The sequence below is a fragment of the Pseudoalteromonas sp. B131b genome, from assembly GCF_037162545.1.
GTDB classification, from domain to species: domain Bacteria; phylum Pseudomonadota; class Gammaproteobacteria; order Enterobacterales; family Alteromonadaceae; genus Pseudoalteromonas; species Pseudoalteromonas fuliginea.
Genome location: NZ_JARLUZ010000001.1, coordinates 788,809 through 813,329 on the forward strand (window position 1 = coordinate 788,809; position 24,521 = coordinate 813,329).

At 40.6% G+C, this 24,521-nt stretch carries 25 protein-coding genes and 1 pseudogene; 13 read left to right on the forward strand and 13 right to left on the reverse strand.

Annotated features, from left to right (window positions below; translation table 11 throughout):
- Positions 1-17: 17 nt before the first annotated feature.
- The 6 genes and pseudogenes from P4S65_RS03705 to cyaY all read right to left on the reverse strand — a co-directional run bounded on the left by P4S65_RS03705 (position 18) and on the right by cyaY (position 5,915).
- Positions 18-1,127, reverse strand: a complete 1,110-nt coding sequence (locus P4S65_RS03705) for a heme biosynthesis HemY N-terminal domain-containing protein (protein ID WP_337119594.1) — start codon at positions 1,125-1,127, stop codon at positions 18-20.
- Entirely contained in the window at positions 1,124-2,965 is a 1,842-nt protein-coding gene (locus tag P4S65_RS03710; RefSeq protein WP_337119595.1) for a uroporphyrinogen-III synthase, read from the reverse strand. Before P4S65_RS03710 ends, P4S65_RS03705 begins: the two co-directional genes overlap by 4 nt.
- On the reverse strand, positions 2,966-3,904 hold the full coding sequence (gene hemC / locus P4S65_RS03715; protein ID WP_096793961.1) for a hydroxymethylbilane synthase: 939 nt from the start codon (positions 3,902-3,904) through the stop codon (positions 2,966-2,968). It abuts the gene before it with no gap.
- A gap of 35 nt (positions 3,905-3,939) precedes the next feature.
- A pseudogene (locus P4S65_RS03720) lies at positions 3,940-4,916 on the reverse strand (DUF2914 domain-containing protein).
- A gap of 22 nt (positions 4,917-4,938) precedes the next feature.
- Entirely contained in the window at positions 4,939-5,595 is a 657-nt protein-coding gene (locus P4S65_RS03725) for an alpha/beta hydrolase (protein WP_007377336.1), read from the reverse strand.
- Positions 5,592-5,915, reverse strand: coding sequence for an iron donor protein CyaY (gene cyaY / locus P4S65_RS03730; RefSeq protein ID WP_007377335.1), 324 nt, complete (start codon positions 5,913-5,915; stop codon positions 5,592-5,594). Before cyaY ends, P4S65_RS03725 begins: the two co-directional genes overlap by 4 nt.
- Before the next feature lie 157 nt (positions 5,916-6,072).
- On the opposite strand from cyaY, the gene lptM reads away from it, so the two are divergent.
- The 8 genes from lptM (at position 6,073) to P4S65_RS03770 (ending at position 12,193) form a co-directional block, all read left to right on the forward strand.
- Positions 6,073-6,267 (forward strand): LPS translocon maturation chaperone LptM, encoded by a 195-nt coding sequence (gene lptM / locus P4S65_RS03735; RefSeq protein WP_008136157.1) that lies wholly within the window; start codon positions 6,073-6,075, stop codon positions 6,265-6,267.
- A complete protein-coding gene (gene lysA / locus P4S65_RS03740; protein ID WP_096793963.1) occupies positions 6,268-7,521 on the forward strand; it encodes a diaminopimelate decarboxylase in 1,254 nt (417 codons plus the stop codon). It abuts the gene before it with no gap.
- A 64-nt stretch (positions 7,522-7,585) separates the two neighbouring features.
- A complete protein-coding gene (dapF, locus tag P4S65_RS03745; RefSeq protein ID WP_007377332.1) occupies positions 7,586-8,416 on the forward strand; it encodes a diaminopimelate epimerase in 831 nt (276 codons plus the stop codon).
- Positions 8,413-9,024 (forward strand): DUF484 family protein, encoded by a 612-nt coding sequence (locus tag P4S65_RS03750; RefSeq protein WP_337119596.1) that lies wholly within the window; start codon positions 8,413-8,415, stop codon positions 9,022-9,024. Before dapF ends, P4S65_RS03750 begins: the two co-directional genes overlap by 4 nt.
- Positions 9,021-9,965: a tyrosine recombinase XerC gene (locus tag P4S65_RS03755; RefSeq protein WP_337119597.1), complete on the forward strand. Its 945-nt coding sequence runs from the start codon at positions 9,021-9,023 to the stop codon at positions 9,963-9,965. The genes P4S65_RS03750 and P4S65_RS03755 overlap by 4 nt, the downstream gene beginning before the upstream one ends.
- A gap of 10 nt (positions 9,966-9,975) precedes the next feature.
- Positions 9,976-10,683, forward strand: coding sequence for an HAD-IA family hydrolase (locus tag P4S65_RS03760; RefSeq protein WP_096793966.1), 708 nt, complete (start codon positions 9,976-9,978; stop codon positions 10,681-10,683).
- A 28-nt stretch (positions 10,684-10,711) separates the two neighbouring features.
- Positions 10,712-11,815, forward strand: coding sequence for a retroviral-like aspartic protease family protein (locus P4S65_RS03765; RefSeq protein WP_096793967.1), 1,104 nt, complete (start codon positions 10,712-10,714; stop codon positions 11,813-11,815).
- Between the two features lie 21 nt (positions 11,816-11,836).
- On the forward strand, positions 11,837-12,193 hold the full coding sequence (locus tag P4S65_RS03770; RefSeq protein WP_024592619.1) for a HopJ type III effector protein: 357 nt from the start codon (positions 11,837-11,839) through the stop codon (positions 12,191-12,193).
- Between the two features lie 10 nt (positions 12,194-12,203).
- On the opposite strand, the gene P4S65_RS03775 is transcribed toward P4S65_RS03770, so the two are convergent.
- Positions 12,204-12,611: a GNAT family N-acetyltransferase gene (locus tag P4S65_RS03775; RefSeq protein ID WP_008136147.1), complete on the reverse strand. Its 408-nt coding sequence runs from the start codon at positions 12,609-12,611 to the stop codon at positions 12,204-12,206.
- Between the two features lie 306 nt (positions 12,612-12,917).
- A complete protein-coding gene (locus tag P4S65_RS03780; protein WP_007377325.1) occupies positions 12,918-13,223 on the reverse strand; it encodes a DUF6482 family protein in 306 nt (101 codons plus the stop codon).
- 90 nt (positions 13,224-13,313) lie between these two features.
- On the opposite strand from P4S65_RS03780, the gene P4S65_RS03785 reads away from it, so the two are divergent.
- The 3 genes from P4S65_RS03785 (at position 13,314) to P4S65_RS03795 (ending at position 15,700) form a co-directional block, all read left to right on the forward strand.
- Entirely contained in the window at positions 13,314-14,006 is a 693-nt protein-coding gene (locus tag P4S65_RS03785) for a pseudouridine synthase (protein ID WP_096793969.1), read from the forward strand.
- A 101-nt stretch (positions 14,007-14,107) separates the two neighbouring features.
- A complete protein-coding gene (locus P4S65_RS03790; protein WP_007377323.1) occupies positions 14,108-14,482 on the forward strand; it encodes a BlaI/MecI/CopY family transcriptional regulator in 375 nt (124 codons plus the stop codon).
- 9 nt (positions 14,483-14,491) lie between these two features.
- Positions 14,492-15,700, forward strand: a complete 1,209-nt coding sequence (locus P4S65_RS03795; protein WP_096793970.1) for a M56 family metallopeptidase — start codon at positions 14,492-14,494, stop codon at positions 15,698-15,700.
- Between the two features lie 74 nt (positions 15,701-15,774).
- Here P4S65_RS03795 and P4S65_RS03800 read toward each other — a convergent pair whose 3' ends face one another.
- Entirely contained in the window at positions 15,775-16,158 is a 384-nt protein-coding gene (locus tag P4S65_RS03800; RefSeq protein ID WP_007377321.1) for an MAPEG family protein, read from the reverse strand.
- A 244-nt stretch (positions 16,159-16,402) separates the two neighbouring features.
- Here P4S65_RS03800 and P4S65_RS03805 point away from each other — a divergent pair, with 244 nt between their 5' ends.
- Entirely contained in the window at positions 16,403-17,281 is an 879-nt protein-coding gene (locus P4S65_RS03805) for an EamA family transporter (RefSeq protein WP_373462530.1), read from the forward strand.
- A 67-nt stretch (positions 17,282-17,348) separates the two neighbouring features.
- Here P4S65_RS03805 and P4S65_RS03810 read toward each other — a convergent pair whose 3' ends face one another.
- From P4S65_RS03810 to P4S65_RS03825, 4 genes are all read right to left on the reverse strand, one after another.
- Positions 17,349-17,666, reverse strand: coding sequence for a DMT family transporter (locus P4S65_RS03810; protein WP_337119598.1), 318 nt, complete (start codon positions 17,664-17,666; stop codon positions 17,349-17,351).
- The gene (locus tag P4S65_RS03815) at positions 17,666-19,198 is read right to left on the reverse strand and encodes a bifunctional GNAT family N-acetyltransferase/carbon-nitrogen hydrolase family protein (RefSeq protein ID WP_008136135.1); all 1,533 of its coding nucleotides are present in this window, start codon (positions 19,196-19,198) and stop codon (positions 17,666-17,668) included. Before P4S65_RS03815 ends, P4S65_RS03810 begins: the two co-directional genes overlap by 1 nt.
- A gap of 99 nt (positions 19,199-19,297) precedes the next feature.
- Positions 19,298-20,146: an MBL fold metallo-hydrolase gene (locus P4S65_RS03820; protein ID WP_337119599.1), complete on the reverse strand. Its 849-nt coding sequence runs from the start codon at positions 20,144-20,146 to the stop codon at positions 19,298-19,300.
- Positions 20,147-20,204: 58 nt separating this feature from the next.
- A complete protein-coding gene (locus P4S65_RS03825; protein WP_337119600.1) occupies positions 20,205-22,490 on the reverse strand; it encodes a penicillin acylase family protein in 2,286 nt (761 codons plus the stop codon).
- 156 nt (positions 22,491-22,646) lie between these two features.
- Between P4S65_RS03825 and ycaO the strand changes: the two genes are divergently transcribed.
- Positions 22,647-24,407 carry a 30S ribosomal protein S12 methylthiotransferase accessory factor YcaO gene (gene ycaO / locus P4S65_RS03830; protein ID WP_337119601.1) on the forward strand — a complete coding sequence of 587 codons (1,761 nt, stop codon included), beginning with the start codon at positions 22,647-22,649 and terminating at the stop codon, positions 24,405-24,407.
- Positions 24,408-24,521: the final 114 nt, after the last annotated feature.

Sequence of the window (24,521 nt, forward strand, 5' to 3'; positions counted from 1 at the left end):
GTTTTTCATATTTAAGCTCATTGATACAAAACCAGTGCTTTCTCAGTTTGTGCACTTTTACTATAGCTTAGCGCAGCTTGTTCTGCGTACTGTTTTTTATTTTCAGAGTTCAACGCTTTATCAAATACCCTTGCGGCTAAATCATAGTCACCTTGTGCATTGGCAAGGCAAGCAAGTGCTAGTAATAAAGCATTATTACTTTCATCTTTTTTAAGGCGCTCTTGAATGCAGGTCTGCAACTTGATTGCATCAGCATTGGCTGCGCCATTTAAGATATGGGCAAGTTGATTGTGCTGTTCGTTGTGTTTAACCATTTTTATCAAGTCGCCCTCAATTACAGCTAGCTGACCTATCGCTGCCATTTTCGCTAAATAAGCAGTATGCGCATAAGCTTGTAGCTTTTTAGGAAGCTGTTTATATTTATGTGTAATTTTTTCAATTGGCAGAGCTGAAAAGTAAGCATTAAAAACACATGTCCACTGCTCGCTTGAAAACACCTTTTTGCGCAACAATCTTGGTAAAATGTCTTCTAAAGCACTAAAGTGCTGCTGTTGCACCAACACTTCGGTATACAGCTTTAACTCAAGCGCAGTAGCTTTTTTAGATTCGGCGCTTACACGCATCTGCGATTCAATTGCGCTACTATCGCCACTTGCTAGCCAAAGTTTCGCGACTTTTAGTTGATGCTCAGGGCTTATTTCAAATAAACGCTCAAGTGCTTTATCTGTTTGATTATTAGCAAGCGCTGCTTTTGCAAGTAATGCTAAGCGAATATCTTCAAACTTATCTGGCACACTATTACCCGATAAAGCCTGCTCTACATGCTCATAATCATCGTTAATAGCACTCCACAGAGCCTGCTCAATAGCTGCTTGTTTGCGCTCTTGATTACGTGCAAAAAAGCCATGTTTAGTATTATGATAAATCGATAATAAGTAGCGGATTAGCTTATATGTTAAATATAAAACAACAGCGGTAATGACTGCCATTATACAAAACGATACTATCGTGCCTTCTATCGTCGTATTGTTAAACGAAATAAGTACATAACCTTTTTCATCTAGCACAAATGGAGTAACCGCTAATACAACAACAATAGCTACAATTAAAATAATTAGCCCTATCATTGCGCCCACTCCTTAACCTTTTGTGTACTGTTTAAGGTTACTTTTGGATTAAAGTTAAGCTGCTCTTTTTCGAGTTTAGACAACGCTTTAAGTACCGTTTTAGTTGTATCATCGTCTTGCTTAAAGTACTCACCAACTAAACGTTTTGCTTCACTTAAGGCGCTAAAGAAAATACTCGCCTGTTTACTCATAAGTGCATCTTGTGCCTGAGTTATATTAAGCTTGATTCGTTGATTTATTAAATGGCGCTCTTGATCCGTAAGTAATGGCTCAATAGAAACACCTTCGTGCTGGCGAATAGTAATAAAGCTATCCACAATTTTATTCCAGCTATTACTCAAGTTTTGCTGCCAATCACTTACGTCACCACTTAAAGCATTCTCATCTATTTCAGCTGCTTCTTCAGGTAAATTAACCGCATTAAAAACTAAATTATCAACGTTATTAAGTGCACTGTTTAGCTGTAAATAAATAGCTTCTGTTGCAACAGGTTTAAGGCTATCAAGTGTTTGTATGTCTTGCATAATAGCTTGGCGAACTTCAACTGTTCCTGGATGCTCACTAAGTAATCCATCTAAGCGTTTTAAAACAGCACTAGTGCCTTGGTAATCTTTTTCAGCCCATAGTTTAAACTCAGCCATACGTTGTAAACTGGTTACTTCTTGTGGGTTTAGAGACGAGCCTTGTTGCTGCGCCTTTTGCAAAGCTGCTTTCAATTCTTGCTGATTTTGAGCTGCACTTTCACTGAGGGCTGTGGCAATTTTTTTCTCACTATTAAACAGCGCTTGCTGTAAATTAGATTGCGCCGATTTAAGTGCTTGCAGCTCTTGAACGAGTAACTTATTTTGCTCGCTTAACTCATTAACGGCTAGGTTTTGCGCCTTACCAGCATTTAATTTTTGATAAAACTCGTATCCAACACCAGAGGCCACAATTAACGAAATCAAAAGCGCAAGTGCTGCAACCTTACTTACCTTTTGTTTATTTTTGTCTGCCGTATTTTTTGTAGCTACAGGCTCTTGCTTTGTTGATTTAGCTGAGGCTGTGTTAGCTGTTGTTGGTGTGGCTTTTTCTGCCGTAACTGGCTTTGACTGTTCGCTCATGTTGCTACCTTGCTGATTTATGCAGGTAAACATAGCATCATCGCTAGCCCCTGCTGCAATATGTATATTAGCCAAGCTTACTTGTTGCAGCTTTAAATAAGCGGCTATCCGCTCGCTGGCAACATAAAATTGGCACTGTTGTAACCATAGTAGTTGTTGTGCAGCAAGGCTTTTAAATATAGCATCAACTGCTGCATTACTTGTTATGACTATACCGTGTACATTCTGGCTTTTCCAGTGGTCTGTCCAGTTAGAGGTGATACTCTCTGTGGGTTCACGTTTGTACACAACACAATTATTTAAAAAAGCACCGCGCTCTTTGAGCGTTTTAGCTAACTCAGGGCGGCCACCTTGCCCCTTAACTAACACTATATTACTGCCATCAACCTCTGCGAGTGATTTAAGCGCAAGCAACCCTTCTGAATCATACTGCTTTGGTAATGCTGCGCGCACACCAAATTGCTCATATATAATGTCGGCTGTTTGTTGCCCAACCGCATAAAATTGAGCTTTAGTATTTATATCGGGTTTTAATTGCGAAAGTGCACTAACTGCATCTTGCGATATAAATATTATTTTATCTGCATTTAACAGCGGACTAAGTTCAGTGCTAGAGGGTGTTAAATGCGTTATTTTTAATACCGGAAACAAAGACGCCTGATAACCCGCTTGCTCAAGTTGCTGTGCAAGGGCTGCGCCTTTTCCTTCGGGCCGAGTTATCAGAATATGTGTCATTTATGCGTCTCTATAAACTTCAGCTAATATTTTGTCTGCACCTTGAGCTAGTAATTTTTTAGCAAGCTCAATACCTAGTTTTTCTGCGTCATTTACATGGCCTGTTACTTCGTCACGTAAAATTTCGCTGCCATCAACAGCACCAACTAAACCACGTAAATGTACTTGCTCGCCATCAACTAATGCATAAGCACCAATAGGAACTTGGCAACCACCTTCTAAATAGCGATTCATCGAACGCTCTGCGTTTACGCGAATACGTGTTTGTGTATGCTCAAGTGGTGCAAGTAATGCTTTGGTTACTTCATCATCAATACGACATTCAATACCTACAGCGCCTTGACCATTTGCTGGTAATGACACTTCTGGCTCAATGTAGTCAGCAATACGCGACTTCATTTTTAAACGAATAAGCCCCGCTGCCGCTAAAATAATAGCATCGTATTGGCCGTCATCTAATTTACCTAAACGCGTATTTACATTACCGCGTAAATCACGAATATCTAAATCAGGGCGAAGCGCCTTAATTTGGCACTGGCGGCGTAGGCTCGAAGTACCAACAATAGCGCCTTGTGGTAGCTCACTTAAATTAGCAAAATTGTTTGATACAAAAGCATCGCGTGGATCCTCACGCTCACAAATAGTATGTAGTTCCAATCCTTCTGGGAACTCTACTGGCACGTCTTTCATAGAATGCACGGCAATATCAGCGCGACCATCTAACATAGCTTGCTCTAGCTCTTTAACAAATAAGCCTTTACCGCCAATTTTAGCCAATGGCGTATCTAAAATTATATCCCCCTGCGTCGACATAGGGACTAATTCTACGCACACATCTGCATGAAAACGCTCAAGCTCTGCTTTCACAAATTCGGCCTGCCAAAGTGCTAGGGCGCTTTTACGCGTTGCGATACGTACTAATTTTGTTTTTTCTGTCATAAGGGTATCCAATTAATTACTGCGTTTAGCTAGTTTTAGTCTGCTAAAATTCTAAATTCTTTTTGAGCTATCAAGTTACCTTGCCCATCAACGACATCTACACGCCAGTGACCTGTTTGCGTGGCCATAATATTTTTCGTTGAGTATGTTCTGTAGCGAGTAGAGGTTACATTGAGCGAAATTTCAGCCATCGTAGTGCCCTCAAAAGACCACACATGCTTTACCTGCTGACCTTGTAAGCCTTTAAGTTCACTAAAAAATGATAATGACTCCTCAAACTGACTTAAACGAATGTCAGCAGCAAACACATTTGTAGGCTCACGTCGGCTTACTTTTCGAGTAAGTACTGCACGGCTAATTTTACCCGTGTCTATTTGCGCGCCCAATGCCACACTTGCAACTTGCGCGGTAGGCGAAAAGCCTTCAGTGCCACTCAATGCGCCATCATCGTTTTCTAGCTCTAAGAGTAAGTCGCTCTGATTGGCTAGCTCAGCTTCATTTTGAGCTTCTGCGATTTTTTCTTGTACTTCATTATCAATATTTGAGTTTAACTCTATATTAATGCTTTCGCTTTGATCAGTAACAATATCGTTGTTAGCTAATAAAACCGTATTATTATTTACAAGTTCGACTTCGCCTAGTGTTTTACTTGAGATGTTTTTTGATTTTCGTTTTGCGCAGCTGACAACGGTTCGATACTCGTCTGCGTTATCTCCACAGACTCATCTGGGATATTGTTTACCGATAAGTCTGGCTCAACATCCGTTACTTCATCGCTTGTCTGGTTCTCTGCGTTATTACTAAAACTTAAAAAGTGCTCTTGCTCATTTGGATGCTCGCCTTGTTCTGCACTGACTGACGTTGTTAAACCATACACAACAGCTGCAGAGGTCATTAATACCAACATAGCAATACTCACAATACGACGCCAATTCCACTCGTAACTTACCGTTGGTAAGCTCTCTTGTAGTTCGCGTTTAACATTTGCTTTAATAACTATTTTTTGACTCATATTGACCTCAGCGATTCCAAAATTAACTTAAACGAGCAACCAACCATTGGCGAATAGCTTGCAGTTCTTCTGCGCAAACTTGATGAGCCATTGGATATTCTTGCCAGCTTACATCCATGTTATGTGCTGTTAATACTTCAAACGCACTTTTACCTGCGCTATAAGGTACAACATTATCTTGACTACCATGCGCCATAAATACATTTAAATCGGTATGTTTTGCTTCATCAGCAAATTTTTGTGGCACACACATATAAGTAGAAAGCGCCATAACACCGCCAAGCTTTTGCTCAAAGCGCGGCGCTAAATGCAGCGACACAACACCACCTTGAGAAAAACCAGCTAAAATAATTTTATTAGCAGGAATGCCATTTGCTATTTCTGTGTTGATTAATTCTTCTACTTTAGCAGCCGAATCTCTCACACCTTGCTCATCAGCGCGTTTATCTAACTCTATAGATTTAATATCGTACCAAGAGCGCATTTCCATACCACCATTTATGGTGACCGGTTGCACTGGCGCATGCGGAAAAATAAACCGTATACCAAGCTCGCTTGGTAGGTTTAATTGCGGTGCTACTGGTGCAAAACCATCACCAGAGTCGCCTAAGCCATGTAACCAAATAACGGTCGCTTTGTGCTCACCTTGGGCTGGGTATTCTACAAATTCTAAACTCATAGTGTTGATTGCCATTTAACTTCTTGGCCAGCTTGGCGCGTTGACGCTTCATTAATAAATGCCCAAAATTCAGCGCCAGAGCGGTTATCAATCCATAACCCATCACGCATTTCAAAATGATGTCCGTTAAACTTAGTTGCAACCCACACTTGATGAAGAGGTGCTTGCTTGTTGATCACTATTTTACTTTTATCAGGAAAAATAATTTCTAAAATACCTTGTGCCGATTCGTAGTCTAAATCAGCTTCGCAATCATCAACCTGCTCTTCAATAGTGAACATAAGGGCTTCGGCTAATTGGTGATATTCGTGTTCAGTCATTGTTATTTCCTTTGCAGGCGAGCCGCCTAATATTGGGTACGTTTTAGCTTTAAAAATGTGCAGCTAGTGTAACAGGAATAAAATCATCCGCGAATAGCTGCATTTTTTAGATATTCTGTTACTCTGCGATTATAAAGCCAGCAACCGTATTAATCTAATGAAAGCGACACATACCTTACAATTAAAAAAACTATTAATAAGCACTGTACTGTTAAGCGCCTTAGCTGGCTGCGGACAAAGCGGTCCGTTATATTTACCAGAGCCACAAACAGAGCAAAACCAACCTCAAAATACAGCTCAGCCAGCCACTACCGCTGAGCAAGCCAAAGCACAGCAAAGTCAGGAGCAATAAATGGATTATTTTAATTACAAAAACAACCAATTATTTGCCGAAGACGTCAATGTGGCAAGCATAGCGCAGCAATACGGTACGCCATGTTATGTTTACTCGCGTGCTACATTTGAGCGCCATTACTTAGCGTTTGCTAACGCCACTAAAAATCACAAAAGCCTGGTATGTTACGCTGTAAAAGCAAACTCAAATATTGCCGTACTTAATATATTAGCGCGCTTAGGTTCGGGTTTCGATATTGTATCCAAAGGCGAACTTGCGCGTGTAATTAAAGCAGGTGGCGACGCCTCTAAAGTGGTTTTTTCAGGCGTGGCTAAAACGTCTGACGAAATAGCGTACGCATTAAAGCTGAGTATTAAATGTTTTAACGTTGAATCAGCCTCTGAGCTTGAACGTATTTCTGAAGTGGCTTGCGAGCTTAACCTAGAAGCGCCTATTTCTATTCGCGTAAACCCCGATATAGATGCAAAAACACATCCGTATATTTCTACCGGTTTAAAAGAGAATAAATTTGGTATTGATATTCAAACAGCAGTGAGTGTTTATCAACAAGCAGCGGCTTTACCTGGTTTAAAAGTAATTGGTGTCGATTGCCATATTGGCTCTCAATTAACGCAAGTCAGACCTTTTTTAGAAGCCCTTGATAAACTAATGGCGCTTATTGATGAGCTAAAAACTAACGGTATTGAGCTAACTCATTTAGATATTGGTGGCGGTTTAGGCGTACCGTACAACAACGAGCAACCACCGCACCCAAGTGAATATGCAGCGCAAGTTACCGAGCGCTTAGCTAACTATAAACACCTTGAACTAATTTTTGAACCAGGGCGCGCTATTGCAGCTAACGCAGGTATTTTAGTTACTCAAGTTGAATTTATTAAACAAAACCAAGACAAATTTTTTGCCATTGTCGATGCTGGTATGAACGATATGCTTCGCCCTGCGCTTTATCAAGCGTGGCAAAAAATTATTCCGGTATCCGTGCGCGACGACGAAACACCGACTCACAACTTTGATATTGTGGGGCCGGTGTGCGAAACCGGCGACTTTTTAGGAAAAGACCGCGAACTTGCCCTAAAACAAGGCGATTTACTCGCACAAAGAAGTGCGGGGGCATATGGCTTTACCATGAGCTCAAACTACAACTCGCGCCCGCGTGTTGCAGAAATAATGGTAGATGGTCAGCAGCATCATCTTATTCGCGAACGCGAAACTATTGAAAGCCTTTATCAAGGTGAGAAAGTTTTACCATAAACGTTTTTGTCTACTAGCTGCTCTGTGGCATGATTAGCACAGAGCAAAACCGAATTAGAGCGCTATGTTAGTTAATTTTTCCAAAATGCACGGCTTAGGCAACGACTTTGTTGTGATTGATAACATTACACAAAATGTTTTTTTGTCGCGAGATCAAATCAAAAAACTGGCAGATCGCCATTTTGGCATTGGCTTTGACCAATTACTGATGGTTGAAGCGCCGTACTCTCCCGATCTCGACTTTCATTATCGAATTTTTAATGCCGACGGTACCGAAGTAGAGCAATGCGGCAACGGCGCACGCTGTTTTGCCCGTTTTGTACGTATGAAAGGCCTTACTAACAAGCACAAAATTAGTGTATCGACCAAGTCGGGCAACTTAACGCTCTACATAGAAAAAGACGGTCAAGTAACGGTTAACATGGGTCACCCTAACTTTGAGCCAAGTAAAATCCCTTTAAAAGCCAGCAAGCGTGAGCTTACTTATATTATTAGAACGCAAGAGCACACGGTATTTAGTGGCGCGGTATCTATGGGTAATCCGCATTGTGTGCTGGAAGTTGACGATATCACTACCGCCCAAGTTGATATATTGGGTCCATTGCTTGAAAACCATGAACGCTTTCCGCAAAAAGCGAACATTGGCTTTATGCAGGTTGTATCGCAAGAGCACATTAAATTAAGAGTTTGGGAGCGCGGCGTTAACGAAACCCTAGCGTGTGGAACTGGCGCGTGTGCAGCAATGGTTATTGGTCATATTCAAAATAAATTATCAACAACCGTTCAAGTCGATTTGCCAGGTGGAAGTTTGCAAGTACGCTGGAGTGGCGAAGGTCACCCAGTACGTATGACAGGCCCAGCAGAGCATGTATTCGATGGACAAGTCGCGCTATGACCGAGCTAAATAAAGAGCAAGTTATTGATTACTTGCAGCAACACCCTGATTTTTTAATTCAGCATCCAGAACTACTAGTCCAACTTGAACTGCAGCAGCAAACTCAAGGTGCAACATCGCTAGTACATATTCAACAACGCCAGCTACGCGAGCATAATACGCTTTTAAAAAACCAAATAGAGACCATGAGCCAACACGCTACTCAAAACGAGTTTGTTTATCGCTTATTTAGTCAATGTCATCGCCAGCTTTGGAGTAACTACGACTTCAATACATTAGCAAGTAACTTACAAAATATTATTTGCACAAACCCAACAATAAGCAATTGTAAATTATTAAAGTACAACAAAAATTATGATGAATTGATTGCTCACCGCCTAACTAATTCAAGCCATTATTTAGGCCGCATAGATCAACGAGAAAGCCTGTTGTTATTTAATGAAACAACACAATCAACGGCTATTTACTTAATTGGAGAGGCTGTAAACCCAATCGCCATATTGGCTTTTGGTAGCAATAATGCTAACCATTTTGAGCCCACACAAGATAATTTATTTGCTTTCGATTTTGTACGTTCATTACAACTACGTTTACTTGAACTAGCATGAGTGAAGACGCGCCTAACATTACCCAATTAAGCGACAATTGGCGCACACCCATAATGCTATTTAGCGACTATTTAAAGTTTGAAAAACAATATTCAGCGCACACAGTTAATCAATACATAAGCCAGCTTAGCTTTGCAGCTCTTTATTTTAACAAATTATGTGATGACTGGTTTGGCGTGCAAGGCGAGCATATTCGCCGCTACAGCATGGCACTGCGTTCAAAACAATTAAGTGGCCGTACTATTAGCTTAAAGCTCAGCTGCATTCGCAGTTTGTATAAGTTTTTAAAAGCAAAAAACATTGCCGAGCAATCGCATTACCATAATCCGGCTATAGGTATAAAAGGCCCTAAGTTTGCAAAGCCTTTACCTAAAAATCTCGATGTAGATCAAATGGCACGCTTGCTCGAAATACCCGACGACGAACCTCTCGCTATTAGAGATAAAGCAATGATGGAGTTGATGTATTCATCAGGGCTACGTATAAGCGAGTTAGTTGGCGCTAACATGCAAGATATTAGCGCTGCCAATGGCGAAATTTTAGTGCGTGGTAAAGGCAATAAAGAGCGATTAATTCCGGTGGGTAAAAAAGCGTTAGACGCATTAAAAAAATGGCTCACAATACGCCCTCAGTTTACAAAGCCCGATGAAATAGCCGTTTTTTTAAGTAGCCAAAAAAATCGTATTTCGATTCGCCAAGTACGCCTGCGTATGCAAGAGTGGGGAATAAAACAAGGTATTAGCTCGCAGGTTCACCCGCATAAGCTGCGCCACTCGTTCGCGTCACATATTTTAGAATCATCTGGTGATTTACGCGCCGTGCAAGAATTACTAGGGCACAGCAGTTTGTCGGCTACACAAGTGTATACGCATTTAGATTTTCAACATTTAGCCAAGGTGTACGACAACACTCACCCTCGTGCAAAAAAACGAACTGATTAGGTAAATAAAAATGATCCGATTTAATCGTGCTATTAAGCCATTTTCTGTCATGAGCTTTGATTTAGACGACACTCTTTACAACAATCACCCCATTATAAAAGCAGCGGTTAAAGCGCAGCAAGATTATTTAAATGCGCTCCCTAGCTACTTAGCCCAAGGCCCAAAATACTGGCAACAATGCCGCAATGAGGCCGTATTACAGTTACCTGAACTTGCTGATAACGTCACTAAATGGCGCCAACATACATTGCGCTTAGCCCTTTCTAAACTAGATTTGAACGAGCAAGAGGTAGAGCATCATGCCGATGCTGCCTACAACGCCTTTGCCGATGCGCGCAGTAAAATAGTAGTAACCGATGACGTACTAAAGCTGCTAGATAACTTAGCCCAGCACTTTACGCTGGTTGCTATAACTAATGGTAATGTTGAAATTGAACGCTTTAACTTACACGATAAATTTGAGCTAGTATTACAAGCAGGTATGCACGGTAAAGCAAAACCTCACAGCACCTTATTTGATAAAGCCGCCGAGCACTTAAACGTTGCTAAAAGTGAAATTTTACACATTGGCGATAGCCTAGATACCGACGTACAAGGCGCAAATAATGCCGGTTGCCAATCGGTATGGTTAAACGATCAAGACGCCAATTATGCTTATAAAGGGCTAGCTGATATTGAAATAGCCAATATTCATGCCCTAACGCGCTTTATTAAATAATACCAATTGCATTAAATAAGAGGTCACAATGAGCCACTATACCAAGCCAATTACCTTGTTATTAATTGGCTCACTTAGCCTTAACGCTTATTTATTGTGGCCGCAGCCCGCGCCAACCAAAGTACAAAAAACGCAAGGTACTGAAAAAAGCATATCGCCTAAACAGCAAAATACGCTATTAAATACGGCAAAGCAGCAGTTTAAAAAACACCAATTTGAAGCCGCACTTAGTAGCTATCAACAACTCAAAAGCAGCAATCCAGAAATCGCAATAAACCTTTATTCATCATGGCTGATACAGCTTAAAATATGGCTAAATAGCAATTTATTACTTAGCGAATCATTTCTCAATGCGCTATTAAATAATAACCCTTATAACGTAGAGTTACTTAATTTACAGGTTGAGTATTTAATAAATAGCGAGCAAACACAAAATGCCATTATTGCTTTATTTGAGCTTAATTCATTACTGCCGGCTGATCAGCAAAGTAACGTAAATACACGTTTAAATACGCTCACTCAAAACGAATTACACACATTAACTGAGCAACAAAATTGGCAAGCTATTATTGAGCAAACACAAATTTGGCTCGACTATAAAAGCGATAACGCACAGTTTTTATATCCGCTTGCGTATGCCTACTATCAGCAAGGCGATTTAATTAGCGCACAAGCAACCCTCGATCGAATGCCAAACCAGCACAATCTGAAAAGCCAAGTGCAAACACTGCAAGCTATGATCAATAAAGTACAATCGCAAGACGACTTCGTTGCTTTAACGCCTTACGGCGCGCACTACTTAATAAACACCGAAATAAATAATAATCTATCAACCGAACTAATGATTGATACAGGCGCAAGCGTAACCTCACTACCTACAAGTATAATTGAGCAAATTTCGCCACAACCTTTATATTTAGGCGATGTAACGGTAAACACAGCTAACGGTCAAATTGTTGTAAAACGTTATCAAATTGAATCGTTTAAAGTGGGCTCGCAAATTATTTATGGTTTTGAAGTGTTGAGCATTGAAAACACACGCGGACAAGGTTTGCTAGGGATGAACTTTTTATCGCGATTTAAATTCAATATAAATCAGCAAACAGATGAGCTAGAGTTGAGCGCTAAATAATTAAAAATCCAAAGGTAACACATGACACTAAATAACTATTTAAAAGCACTTGCTGAAAACCCAAAAAGCATTCAATTTACCGATACAATGGCGGTGATTGAAGCAAATTACGACTTTACTGCATGTGGCTTTAATAACCATGGATTACTTAGCGCTGCGAGTGAGAACAACGGCTCATGTAAAATTTTTGCGTTTGCTAAATTAAACGATTTAAGTAAACAAAATACGTTAGATTGCTTTGGTAAGTTTTACCGAGAAGACGTGCTGCAAAACCCAAAAGGCGATGATCACCTAAATATTCGCACTTTCATGTTAGCACCAGAGGCAACACCTTTTTTAGGTATTACCTTTGAAGGCGAGCCACTAAAAGAAAAATAGCCCGCAAAAATTAAAGTGGCTTTTCCATAAAGTAACGCGTACCTGAGCGTGGGTAATTATTAAGTTGATACTTAACACTATAACCGCGCTTTTCGTAAAAAGGTTTTGCTTGAAAATCAAGTGTATCAAGCTGAGCAGTTGTAGCACCTAGCTCAATAGCAGCTTGTTCAAGTGCCGTTAGCAGTTTATCTGCAAGCCCTTTACCTCGCGCAATATCGCTACACCAAAGCCAGTTAATCATTAGCCAATTACCAAACACACACCCACTAATACCGGCAACAAGCTCGCCTTGCTCATCAGTAAATTTATAGCCTAGTGGCAGCCTTTGCGCATCAAAATGCTGGGCGTTAAATTCAACCATTTGCGCGCGAAGCGCTACGTTTAACGCATCAGTATTATCTGCTGTTAATTGATACATTTATCGCCCTTAAAAAGCGGATACTAGGACCTGTTTATCTTTCGAGGTTAAATTTGCAGCAGTATGTTTGGTATTTAGGCAAGGCAGAGCCTATGTAGTGTGGTTATTCCCCATAAATAGGCGATAACGTAGCAAAAATGCCAAACATACGCTGCCCGAAGGGTTCTGCCTAGGGGCAATTTACTCTTTGTTGCTCGGTTTTTACTTAGCCCACTAGGTCACAAACCTCGCGCCGCGATTAAATAGCCCCTAGATTGAACAAATTTTAATCCTGAAAGGTCAACAGGCCCTAGCAAACTAGCTCAATCAAAACAGATTATTTTTTCCAAATGGGACTTCAAGCATATTACTGGCTGTTTTTTCGGGTTGACCGCACATTTCATCGTAAGCACTTGTATGGCGTAGCATCATTTGTGCATAGGCTATTTTTTCAAAACGCTTTTGAATATGCAGTGGACTTAGTGCTTTTATAAACTCACCATTTTCCTCTGTCACATAGTATTCGACATTATTTATAATTACAGAGACTTGGTATAATGCCATTTCAAGAGAATGCGCAACCACCTTTTGTAATGGCTCATGTTTTTTTAATTCTGAGAATTTCATACCCATAACAACCACCTTTTTTAAAAGTAACCTTATAGATACGCAGCTTTGCTATAATCGCGATCAAATTTTTATTAGCCGCTGGCGTCACACGTTATGATCACAAAAATCCGACTCGCTAAATATATTGCCCATGCAGGTATTTGCTCTCGTAAACAAGCATCGCGTTTAATTGATGAAGGTGTTGTGACTGTAAATAATCGCCCAGCGAATCATATAGATCACGTTGACGAGCAAGACACGATAATAGTGAACGAAAAAGAAATTAAAGGCGCGGCCGATTTAGTTTATTTTGCGTATCACAAGCCGGTAGGCATTGACTGCAAATTAAATATTGATGACCCTGCCAGCCTTATTCACCACTTGCCTACACTTACCCGTGTTTACCCTATTGGTCGATTAGATAAAGACTCTCGTGGTTTGCTTATTTTGACCAACGATGGGGATTTTTGTAACCAACTAATACATCCTGATTTCCACCAGCCTAAACATTATTTAGTCACCGTAAATAAGCCTTTAGACGATGCTTTTTGTAGCAAAATGGCAGCAGGCGTACCCGTTGATAAACACATATCCCTGCCTTGTGAAGTAAATAAAATAGCCAGTAATCAGTTTAGTATTGTTTTAAAACAAGGGCTAAACAGGCAAATACGTAAAATGGCGCATTACTGCGGATACAAAGTTATTGATTTATATAGATCGCAATTTAGTGACCTCACCCTTTCAAAACTAAACCTACCTGAAAACCAATATATACAAATTAATAAAACCGACATTTCAAAAATCTAATACCAAGTCACTTAACTACATCTCAAAAAGTTAAAAATAAACTTGCAATTATAGATTACAGGTGTAGTCTTTAATTAAAGATTACATTTGTAGGTAATAGCATGATTGAGTTATCAAAAGCAGAGTTTGACGTGCTCGACGCACTTTGGATTAACTACCCCGCCACCGCGAGCCAAATAATTGAGCGCTTAAGCGACGATAAGCAATGGCACGAAAAAACCATTAAAACCCTGCTAGGTCGACTAGTAAAAAAAGGCGCACTTACATTTGAAAAAGAAGGTCGCCAATATATTTATACTCCCTGTATGGAGCGCGCCGACTACACCCTAAAAGAAAGCCAAAACTTTATTGAGCGATTTTTTAGTGGGCGTATTGCGCCACTTGTAAGTGGCTTTGCTAAATCGGAGCAGCTTTCTCAGCAAGATATAAACGAGCTTAAAAAAGTTATAGATGACTGGGAAAAAAACCAAAAGTAAGGGATTAACATGGTTATTCAAACTGGTTTTAATTGGTTGATTGAGCAGCAACTACTATTAAGTATTTTGTTTTGTGGATTTATTTTACTCGAGCGATTTGGTTTAAAAGCCCTTGGCTCGCGATTTGTATATAAATTAGCATGGCTATTACCTGCAGCATTGGTTATTGCTAATTTACCAAATGCGATTAAACCACTGCAAAACAGTAATATTAGTCACTACTTAATCACCCCCAACCAACCTTTTACAAACGAGGTAGGTATTAGCTGGGCGCTCATGTATGCACTTATTACCGCAGGGTTATTAATAGCTAGTTTTATTACACATACCCGTTTTGTTAAAAGCCTGCAGTTAACTGAGTTAACCCAATTTGAAGGCACTCTTACCGCTGATGTTAAAACTTACATCAGTCAACATGTAGCCACGCCAATGGTGATCGGGATTTTAAACAGTAAACTGGTGTTACCTAGTAACTATAATGCGCAATTCGATAAAGCCACATTAGCCCTTATTTTAGAGCACGAAAACGTACACATTAAACGCAAAGACAACCTAACAAACGCACTTATATTACTGCCTACTATTTTACTTTGGTTTAACCCACTAGCTTGGGCTTGTTACGCAAGCATGCGCCGACTACAAGAGCTGACTTGTGATGAACGGGTACTTGCCAATAAAACCACACAACAACACATTTTATACAGCAAAGCCTTAATAAGCTGTGCGGAAAATGCGCCCACAGGACTTATGGCTTATTCACACTACGGAGATAAAAAAACGATGTTACAACGACTTACTAATATAAAACACAGCACAGAACATTCAAAGTTTGCTAAAGGTGGCTTATTACTTGTAGCAGCAAGTATGCTAAGTGGATTGGCGATTGCAAAGCAACCAGAGGCAATGACTAAAGAGGATCACATTTCACCGACAATGCGTATTGAACCCCTTTATCCGAAACAAGCAGCTCAACAAGGCATCAGTGGCTCAGTGGTATTAAAGTACGATATAACTCCCAATGGTGAAACCGCTAATGTTTCTGTTGTTAGTGCAAAGCCTGAAGCCATATTTGACCGTGAAGCTAAAAAGGCGCTAAGACAGTGGCAATATAAACCCTCATCAATGGGTTATCAAAACGTACTTGTACAGCTCGATTTTGCAATAAACAATGAAGTTGCTAATACCGATTTAATAGAGCGAATTAAAGTATCGCACTAACTTTATTAGATTTTTCAAGACTACAAAGCAAGCGCCCTTTTAGGCTGCTTGCTTTGTGGTTTTACGCTATAAAGTTATAAGCTCACCACAATCATGGCAATGGCTGACCCCAAACCAATAAACCACATAATTGAGCGAATAATATCAAGATTTAAGTAATAAAAAACACAAAATAAAACACGTGCAATAATATGTGTCATGGCAAGGGTTTCAGTCACTGCATTTGCATTGTTAGTACCTAAAACTACCGCAAGCGCGACCGCAAAAACAGCTAGCGACTCAAAGCAATTTTGATGAGCTGCCAAAGCACGTGCTCCCAAACCGGTTAATTGAGTTTGTTGTTGTCGAGGATGTTTATTATCGTATCCGCCGAGTTTATTTAACTCAATTACGGCAGGGATTCTAGCAATGTATGGCATTAATACAGCCAATAAAGCACAAACAATTAAAATAGTCATAGTGGTATTCTGAGTTATTGTTAATTAGATAAAATAACACAACCAATGTAAAAAAGCCGCCAGATGCGTTTTATGGCAAACTCTAGCGGCTAGCAATAACATCAGGCTTACTATAACTAAATTTATCTTCAATCTTGTGCGACATAATGTCGCAGATGATGAATATTCAACATCACGGTTAATGCATCGCTTTACTTCTAAAAGCTTGTTAACTTTACTGCCTTACATTTTAACGATGACGACCATGACCTGGATATTTTTCACTTTTTTAGCCGCCTTTATGCAAGCATGGCGTAATGCCCTGCAAAGTAAATTAAGTAACGATGTGAGTGTTGCTGGCGTAACCCTCTCCCGCTTTATTATCGCAGGCCCTATTGCTGGCGTGTATTTATATGGTTTGTATCAATATCAAGATACCGCCATGCCTACGTTTAATAATGCCTTTTGGGCATTTATTGTAGGCGCAAGTGTGATGCAAATACTTGCCACTGGTTTAATGGTTAAGCTATTTAAAATGAATAATTACGCCGTAGGTGCTGGGCTTGCCAAAAGCGAGGCGTTAGTAGCTGCCATTTTAGGCGTATTATTTTTTGGCTCGGCACTTTCTTTACTCGGTTGGCTTGGTGTGTTTTTTGGCGCTATTGCCGTATTGCTACTCAGCGGCATAACAAGCGTTAAACACTTTAATGCTAAAACAGCATTACTAGGACTGGCTTGTGGTACTTGCTTTGCACTTACCTCGCTGTGGGTACGTGAAGCGAGCTTAAACTCAGGATTACTATTTCCTCACTCAGCTGCTTGGGTTTTGCTGTTTGTAATTAGCCTACAAACACTAATACTACTGGGCTATTTATTATTAAAAGAGCCGCAAACACTTAGTAAACTGTGGCAATACAAAGGCACTACAGCCGCAATTAGTGTTTTTAGTTGTGTCGGTTCTATTGGCTGGTTTAGTGCAATGAGCTTACAGCACGTTGCTTACGTTAAAACACTTGGACAGGTTGAAGTGTTTTTTACCATGCTAATTGCTGTGCTTTGGCTAAAACAACCGCTTAAAAAGCAAGACACCGCAGGCTTAATCCTCATAGCCATTGCCGCTGTTTTGGTTATGTTGCCGAATTAAGGGCATAAAAAAGCGCAGGCTTTTATACCTGCGCTGTTATAATTTTTTATAGCTTTAAGAACTGATTCTAAGAGCTGATTTTTAGGGTTATCACACCACTAATAATCATTAATACTCCCGCAATACGACTAAATGTAGCGGCATCGTTATAAAACAATATCCCCACCAAAAACGTACCTGCAGCGCCAATACCTGTCCATACGGCGTATGATGTGCCCATTGATATTTGCTTTTGCGCAAGCCACAACATAAAGCCACTAGCGACCATAAATGCCACAGCTATTGCTATACCTTGCCAGCGAGTATCATCGTTTTGCGAAATTTTTAAACCTATCGGCCAGCCAATTTCAAGTAACCCAGCAATAATTAAGTACACCCACGCCATTAAACGTCTCTCTTTTTCAAAATAACTTCGTATAAATCTTCGCGGCGATCTTTTAAGTTACGCACCGTGCCTTCGCTGTGAAGAATTTTAAGTTTATCCATATCAAGATCGCTAAATAATAGCATTTCGGTGTTTGGCGTGGCTTCGTTAAGTGTTGCATCGTGCGGGAACGAAAAGTCCGATGGCGTTAATACAGCTGATTGCGAATACTGCACATCAAGGCTTTCTACTTGTGGTAAGTTACCTACCGAGCCCGCAATAACCACATAACATTCGTTTTCTATTGCACGCGCTTGTGCACAATGGCGCACACGTAAATAACTATTTTTGGTATCGGTCCAAAATGGCACAAACAAAATATCTAAACCTTGTTTGGCCAATATGCGTGAAAGCTCAGGAAACTCTACGTCATAACAAATTTGAATACCTACACGACCAGCATCGGTATCAAACACGGCAATTTTATCGCCGCCTTGAATAACCCAATCGTTTTGCTCATGCGGGGTAATATGTATTTTACGTTGCTCGTCTATTTTACCGCTGCGGTGGCATAAATAACTCACGTTATAAATTTTATCATCTTCGGCAAGTGGCATAGAGCCGGTAATAATATTGGCGTTGTATTCTATTGCCATACGCGACATCGCGTTTTTAAACGTTTCGGTATATTCCGCTAAATAACGAATCGCTTCAGTTTGGTTGCTTTGATTTCCTAAGCCCATTAATGGCGCGTTAAAAAACTCAGGGAATAGGATAAAGTCACTTTTGTAGTCAGATACGGTATCTACAAAGTATTCAACCTGTTTTAGCATTTCTTCAACCGATTCAACACAACGCATTTGCCATTGCACAGCACCTACGCGCACAATTGATTTAGTTGACTCGAGTACCGTGTCGGTTGGTTCATACATAATGTTATTCCACTCAAGCAAAGTGGCGTAACCAACTGACTCTTGATCCTCCGGTAGGTACTTTTTAAGTAAACGCTTTACCTGAAAATCGTTAGATAACTGAAAGCTTAAAATAGGATCGTATAGCTCTCTCTGATCTACTTTTGCAATGTATTCCATTGGCGTCATTTCACTACTGTGATTGTAATAACGTGGAATACGACCACCCGCTAAAATAGCGCGTAGGTTATATTGGCGGCACAGTTCTTTACGGGCATCATAAAGGCGACGACCTAAGCGCATGCCTCTGTGAGTTTCGCTAATGGCAACATCTAAGCCATATAGCGCATCGCCATCGGTATCGCTAAATACACGGTCGTGACCATCTGCAATATCTTCGTATGTATGCGGGTTTGAAAAACGTGTGTAATCAACTTGTACGCTCAGCGCTAAGCCCACCAGCACGCCGTCATCTACAATACCTATTTGCCCTTCAGGAAATTGGTCTATTAATCTAAAAATGGTATGACTTGGCCACGCACCACCTAAGTCGGGATACGCTTGATCCATCAAGGTTTTAATTTGCGGATATTGCTCTCTGGTTAAGTTACAAATTTCAAGATGGGTTTTTTCTGCCGACATACACAACTCCTTTAGGCATAAGAAAATAAAAGCCGAATGCACGCTCGATTAAATCAAGAATACACTCAGCTTTGTATCATGTTTTTTACTTTAGATGTACTACTTTAAGCTGCGATAAAAAAGTGTGGTTACTTTCTCTTTTGGTAACCAGCCTGCGTATTCAAGATTCAGCTCAGCCAATGGATCGGCTTTAAGTACTTGCTCTAAGCTGGCATTATTTTGCATTGCTTTTAGCATCACATCTTTCGCGCTTTGAACTAACTTACCATACGCTATTAGTCCTGAACGGTCACTTACCTTACCGTGCCCTGGTATTACTTTAGTGTTGTCGTCAATTTGTTTAACTACATCGTCTACTGCCGCTAAAATACCATTAACGCTACCGCCGCTATCTACATCAACAAACGGTAAGCTACCAAAATTAAAGTAAATGTCGCCCATGTGTACTATGTTGTCGTTACTGAAAAAGATAACTGAATCACCATCGGTATGTGCATGTTCGTAATGCACTACATGCGCGTGTTCGTTATTAAAATGCAGTTTTAAATCGTGACCAAAACTAATACGTGGTAAAAAGTCTGACCCTTCTCCATGCTGCTCTTCTAAACGTTTATGTACGTTGTCGTGCGCTATAACGTGCGCGCCCGCTTTAGCAAAGTTTTCGTTACCACCGGTATGATCGCCATGATGGTGTGTATTAATAACAAATTCTGCGCTACCTGGTTTTAAATCGCTAATGGTTTTTTTAATGTCGTCTGATAACTTGGCAAACTGATCATCAATAATATATATGCCATCATCACCTACACTTGCTGCAATATTACCGCCTTGCCCAAATAGTACGTATACATGGTCACTTAATTTTTGTGCTGTTACTGGACCTTCATCTGCTTGCACTACTGTACTTAGTAATAAACCTGTTATTAATGCGGGTAATATTTTTTTCATTTTAGTTCTCTGTTGTTTTATTAGTAATTATATAGAACGTGTTTAGCTATACTTTAGTTCATTGCGCAGGCTCTATTACTATTTGATGTATTAATTCTTGCGGCAATAAAGGTGTATGTTTGCCCTCAACGTAATCACTAAAACCCGCTCTATAAAATTCAGATAATGGATGCCCCGATTGCCCACCAGGAATAGCCATAATTGCATGCTCTAAATGCCCAGGTTGAGCAATAAAGCGTTGCGATGCGCCAAAACTACGCCCTTGTACAGCAGGCATGTAACTATCACCAAAACCCGTAGCTGTAGGCATATTTAATAACTTAGCAAGTAACGGCATTTGCTTTGCAAATGGATGCTCTATCACTAACTCATTTACCTTGCCCCACTGCCAGCTTTGTACGTTATTGCCAAATTGTTCTGTAAGCTTAGTGATAGTTTGGCTAAATGCACCGTGTAATTGTGCATCCCAGCTCTTAAATTGTGGGTTTATCCATGTGTTGGGTTTGTTGTTAATAAGCTGCCAAACAGCGGGCTCTAAATCTCGTTTTACGTATTTAAGTGTGCCTTGTTGTTTATTTAATTCGTCTTCCATATTACTAAATAAAATATTAATCACTTCATCGCGGTAGCGCTTAACCAAGGTATACCCTATGGAGTTTGAACATGCACATTGCAGCCAATTTTCGAGTGCTGTTATATATTGCTGATTTTTGGTTTGCTCTGTTTTTAATTGCTTTAATAGCAGAGCATGCCAAGGCATTAAAAAGCGAGCTTGATTATCAAGTTGTAATGCGTAAAAGTCGCTCTCAGCAAATGTTTGTTTTTCAAATAATCTATCGCGAATTTGACTCGAACGCGCACCGAGTGCATAGCCACCATTACCAAAACGCGCGTTATCCTCAGCCGATACCACGCGAGAATTACCAGTCCATAATCGCCCACTCTGTGGGTTTTTAACAAAGGGCCGTTGTAATTCGTTTTGCTGCCAAAGCACGCTGTAATCATCGGCATTTACGCCAAGCTCACTTGGTGTTTTACGAGCCGGTATACCACCGATATTTTTCCACGCGGCGCTACCTTGGCTGTCTACCACCATTAAATTTTGCACCGGAATGCCCACATCGCTTGCTACAGCAAGTGCATCATCTACTGTTTTGGCTTGCTCTAACTTTAAGAGTTGCATATTAACGGCGTAAGGCTGATGTGCAGCCCAGCTAAGTGCATAAGGTTTTTCGTTAATGTATTTTACAGGGCCATATTCACTGAGTATTAATGAATAGTTTTCAACCTCCCCATCGGGTAATGCAATCGATTCATCTACTTGCCATGTTTTACTGTCATCATTTAAGGCAATCCAATCGGCTGTATCTAAATAGCCATTCGTAAATCCCCATGCAATATTATTGTTTGTGCCCACTACAATGGCAGGTGCGCCTGGCAGCGATACACCAGTTACTTGGGTAGGCGCTCCATTTTGCATGTAATTTAGCTGTGTTCTGTACCAAATTACAGGCACTGCCATCGATAAATGCATATCATCCGACACCATACCAGCGCCTGTTTTAGTAAGCGTTCCCGTAACAGCCCAGTTATTACTGCCGCGCTCTTGATTGGCTTCAATACTTTTAACTGTGTGTTGTGTTTGAGTTGGCAAAGTAGGTATGCCGCCGCTATAAGGCGCTAATCTACTGCCATTAAGCGCGGCTTGGTACTTACTCGGCTGCGTTAAAAAATCAACCATTTGCTTTGTGTACGCTTGCTCAATTTGAATGAGTGCTTGGTCGCGCTCAAATGTGGCGCTTTGTAAATCTAGGTACATGCTAAATATCACAAGTAGGCTGTCTTCACTTTGCCATGGCTTTTGTGCTGCACCTGTTAGTAAATATTCAAAGCTTGAATACCCTACTTGCGCTAAACCTTCGTTTACACCTTGAGCGTAACGTTTAAGTAATTGCTTATCTGCCTCTGGCAGCGTTTGTAAAATAATTTGGCTGCGTTTACGCAATTGATGAAAACGCATTTTTTTATCAAGCCCCAGCGCAGCTTCGCCAAATAATTCACTTAGCTCGCCTGCTGCATTACGCCTTAATAAATCCATTTGAAAGAATCGGTCTTGCCCGTGTGCATAACCTAAACCGTAGGCGGCGTCGTTTCGGCTATTGGCGTTTATTACTGCTTGCCCTAATGCATCTCGCGAAATTTTTACAGGCTCTACTACCGCGTTACTACGCCCGCTTCCGTCAAGAGCCGGTAAACTTAAACTAAGTACACCATAAACAACGGCGGTACTCGCCAACCCTAAAATAACAGTCAATAACAGTAACCATTTGATTAATTTAAACATCGGCCTTTCCTTTGATAATTTTCACCAAGCGTTGAGAGCATATAATAACCACAGTTTTATTAAATAATAATGTTCTTGCTCGCAAAGGGTGAAATAAACATCAAAATCCACGATAATGTCAGCTCCACACATCGTGCAGAACTAGTTGAGATCAATATGACTGAAAAAACATTTATCAAAGGTAAAGACCGCGACCTAGAATCGTCAATCTCTACCATGCAAAACAAGCTTAAAGCCCTAAACATTAATGTTGAAGAAGCGCTTTGGCTTAATCCTGTAGCTAACTGTTATTCGGTTCATATAAAAGACAGCGACTGCGGTGTTATGTTTACCAATGGTAAAGGCGCAACCGACAAAGCATCTATTGCTTCAGCGCTAGGTGAATACTTTGAACGTTTAAGCTGTAACTACTTTTTTGCAGACTTTTATCTAGGTGAAGAATTTGCTAATGGCGAGTTCACTCATTACCCAAGCGAAAAATGGTTTAAAGTTGAAGGCGATGAAGTACCACAAGGTATTATGGATGAAAGCTTATGGGATTACTTTGACCCAGAGCGCGAACTTAACGCATCACACCTTTTTGATTTTAACTCAGGCAATATCGATCGTGGCATTTGTACCCTGCCCTACACTCGCCAACGCGATAACCAAGACGTATACATACCGGTAAACGTTATTGGTAATATTTTTGTATCTAACGGTATGAGCGCTGGTAACACGAAATTTGAAGCGCGCGTACAAGGTTTATCAGAAGTATTTGAACGCGCGATTAAAAACCGCATCATCGCCGAAGGTATTTGTTTACCAATCGTGCCTGAAGACGTTGTTAAGCAATACCCTAAAATTCACGAAGCGTGTGAAGAGCTTCGCAGCCATGGCTTTCATTTACGCATTGCCGATGCATCGCTTGGGGGTAAATACCCTGTAATGAGCGTAACGCTTATTAACCCAACAGATGGCTCTGTATTTGCTTCGTTTGGTGCTCACCCATCATTTGAAGTTGCGCTTGAGCGTACCGTTACCGAGTTACTACAAGGTCGTCGTCTTGATCAGCTAGATGTATTCCAACCTGCAACATTTGATAACGATGAAGTAGCAACACCAGAGAACATTGAACTGCACTTTATTGATTCAAGCGGTTTGATTTCGCATGATTTCTTCCGTGCAAAACCTGACTTTGAATTTGTCCATTGGGACTTTAGCGGCACAACAGAGCAAGAATATAACTTCTGTACTGACCTAATTCACAGCATGGATCATGATATCTACATCATGGATTACACGCATCTAAACGTATACGCATGTCGTATTTTAGTACCGGGCATGTCAGACATTTACCCTGTTGATGAGCTTATTTGGCGCAACAACAACGAAGGCGCTAAATTCCGCGAAACCTTCTTATCGCTTGATCAGTACGATGCAGAGCAATGGATGGACATTTACGACAGCCTTGAAGAAGCAGGTCACAGCGATATTATCCGCGCCGCAGAATTTATTGGCCTTGCAACCGATGCCGACACGCCATGGCACACACTGCGCATAGGTGAGCTTAAAGCACACCTATGTTTAGCTGCAGGCAGCGAAGAAGCCATTGATTGGGTTGACTGGATACTTCATACAGGCCAAGTAAACGAAGAGGCAATGCGCCACTTCCGCTGTTTAAAAGCGATTCTTGAAATTAAATACGATGACGAGCGCGAATACGCCGATTACCAAGATGCATTAGGCTTAATGTTTGGTGCTAATAATGTAGCCCTGGCTATAGAAATTGCCGAAGGTGAAAAGCAGTTTAACGGTTTAACTTTTCCTGGTTTATCGCTTGAAGGCTTTAAAAAGCATGCGGCACTACTTGATGGTTACCGCAAGCTACATGTAGCAAAGCAAAATCATTGGGCGCGTGAAGTGAGCGATGCGTAACTAGTTAAACAACTAATTATAAAAAATAAACGGCGTATTTAAGGGCATGTTGACCTTTCAAGATTAATTTTTTAACCTCGAAAGACCAACAGGCTCTAGCGCTGTTTTCATTTT